The sequence below is a fragment of the Methyloligella halotolerans genome (assembly GCF_001708935.1).
In the GTDB taxonomy this organism is placed as follows: Bacteria; Pseudomonadota; Alphaproteobacteria; order Rhizobiales; family Methyloligellaceae; genus Methyloligella; species Methyloligella halotolerans.
The window spans coordinates 1-2,445 of the sequence record NZ_MASI01000018.1; the positions used below are offsets into that span (position 1 = coordinate 1).

The following is a 2,445-nucleotide window of genomic DNA, read 5'->3' on the forward strand; positions in this document are numbered from 1 at the left end:
CGCCGCCATTTCCAAAGAATCCGCCACCGCCGCCGGCGCCGCCACTTGAGTTACTCGTGCCGCCTTTACCGAGCGCACCACCACCCCCGGTGCCGGCATGCGCTCCGGTCCCGCCATTTGTGGACCCGCCTTTGCCGTAAAGACCGCCACCACCGCTGCCGTACCCGTCACCGCCATCGCCGCCAAGCCCGCCGCCACCGCCATGGCTGCCGTTCGCAGCCCCGCCGGTCGCAGAGTTGTTCTGGAAGTTGACGAGGTCCAGCACGACCGTGGTGTTCTGATCGACGAACAGTCCGCCGCCCGCGCCCATGCCGCCGGCCGCGCCCGAACCGCCGATTCCGGCGCCTCGCGAGATGTTCAGATTGCTGATGTTGATCGTCGGACCACCGGCCGTGGATGGCGATGACGAGGACACGAAGAAGGGCCGGAACTGTCCGTTGCCGTCGATGGTGTTGCCGTTGCCGTTGATGGTGAGCGTTCGGCCGTCATCGAGCACAATAGGAGCAACCGCGCGCGTCATGGTGAAGGAGCGCGCGATGTTGATCGTATGATTCTGGGAGTGGTCTTGAGCGATACGCGCTAACGCCGCTGAAAACGAAATCTGGTCATCGACCGTGAACTGATCGGCCTCGGCCGCCGTCGGACACGCACAAAGCGCTGTCACCGCCACCAGCACGGTGCTCGACAGCAACAGCTGTCGCGCCGCATCTCTTCTTCTCACCAGTCCGCCCCCCGGCTGGGTGATTCGCCAGTCTAACCTAAGCGAAAATCCGCCCACTGAACAACTTGGGGTGAGAGGAAAATCTTCCCGAAGTGATCGGATCGTTTTCACAGCACCGCGTAAGCACGGCGGTCCGCCGGCGCCGAACGCGCCGCGGGCGCTCGATCTGGGACTAGTTCTCCCGCGTCACCGCCGGGCCGAGGCTGAACATGTGGTAGGTCGGCTCCTTCTCCCCGAAGGCGAGGCCGAACGCTTCTCCCAGCGGCCGCGGTGGCGGGCCTTTCGGTGCGGCGACCTGGAGGGTCTGGGCGTGCGGCACGACCGGCAGCTTCCGGTAGGCCGGGCAGTCCTTTCGGGGATCGACCTCCGCGTCCTCGGCGACGAACTCCGCATTGATCAGATAGCGCTTGCCGCAGACATCGACCTTCGGCTCCAGATGGGTGGTCTCGAAATAGTCGTAGCCTTCCTTGAGGTTGGCCCAGAAATCGAACCACTTGTCCTTCCGGTGCTTCTCCATGTTCTCGTCCGTCATTCGGAACGGGTAAGCCTGGATCTGGAACGCCTCCTGGCCGCCTTCGAACGCATCGCGGCTCAGAGTGTAGATGTCCTGCACCGCCTCGTCGGTCATGGCGTAGCAACCGATGGACGAGCAGCCGCCATGCACCATGATCAGGCTCCCGGTCCGGCCGTGGGCCCGGTCGAATGTGTTGGGATAGCCGATATTAAAGGCGAGGTGATTACGGCTCCACGGGTTCATCTGCTTTTCCGCCACCGTGTAGAAGCCTTCCGGCGCCTGCCGGTCTCCTTCCCGCTGTTTCGGACCGAGCTTCCCGGAGAAGCGGCAGATCGGATAGGCTTTAAAGAGATAGTAGCGGCCGTCGTCCTTCTGCTTCCAAATCTCCATCTCCGACTCGGATTTGAAGATGCGGATCAGGATCGGCGAATCCCACGACATGTCCTTGTGGAACAGGACATTGCTCGCCTGGGGCGAGAGCGGCTTGAGATAATCTGGAAGGAACTGGCTGCAGCCGCCGAGACCGAGGCTGAGCGCGAGGCTGCATGCCACTGCGCCGACGCGCACGAAATTCGGAACCTGCCAAGACGAAGAGTAACGCACAACGAATGCCCCCCGGCGTGATGACAGCAGGATGAATCACGCATGGTTAATGGCCGGTTTATGGGGGTGCCGTTTTGGCGTCGCCGTGGCGAATGTCCGCGGCAAATCGCACCGCGAGATCGGATTTTTCCCTGTATTGATCGAGACTTGCGCTGACGCACGCCAACCGACCGGCGGGGCGTCACCGCCGAATCAGAGTCCGTCGCTGCCCCCGGCTTTCCCGTCATGAAGCCGAGCGCTGGCGTTTCCTAGAACTTCCAGCTTGCCCGGCCCTTGATGCCGTGCTCGTCCGCGTCTGAAGCGAACTGCCCGTCATAGGCGATGGAGAGCGTCGCGTTGGGTGTGACCGCGAAGTCGAGGCCGGCCTGGACCAGAGCGCTGTCCCGGGCGATGGGCGTGCCCTGGATGGCGAAGTCCGGTCCGCCGGAGGCGAATGCCAGGGCCAAGTCGGTATCGACGCTGTCGAAGGCATGCAGCCATGCAACGGAGACGTTCGGCGTGATGACCGTAGTGCCAAGGCTCATGGTCGTCGCAGCACGGAACCCGGTCGTGGAGTAGGTCACGTCTTCTTGATAGCCGGCGGAGGTGAGGGCTGCGAGGGCGCCGG

Annotated in this window: 3 protein-coding genes; all 3 read right to left on the reverse strand. The window is 63.4% G+C overall.

Annotated elements, in window-relative coordinates:
• On the reverse strand, positions 1 to 691 hold a 691-nt coding region (locus A7A08_RS17230; RefSeq protein WP_342586704.1), incomplete at its 3' end, for a pectate lyase-like adhesive domain-containing protein.
• Positions 692 to 893: 202 nt separating this feature from the next.
• Complete coding sequence (locus A7A08_RS15295) at positions 894 to 1,838, reverse strand: L,D-transpeptidase family protein (protein ID WP_141694035.1); 945 nt, start codon at positions 1,836 to 1,838, stop codon at positions 894 to 896.
• Between the two features lie 248 nt (positions 1,839 to 2,086).
• Positions 2,087 to 2,445 (reverse strand): autotransporter outer membrane beta-barrel domain-containing protein (locus A7A08_RS15300; protein ID WP_141694036.1); only part of this gene is annotated, 359 nt, incomplete at its 5' end.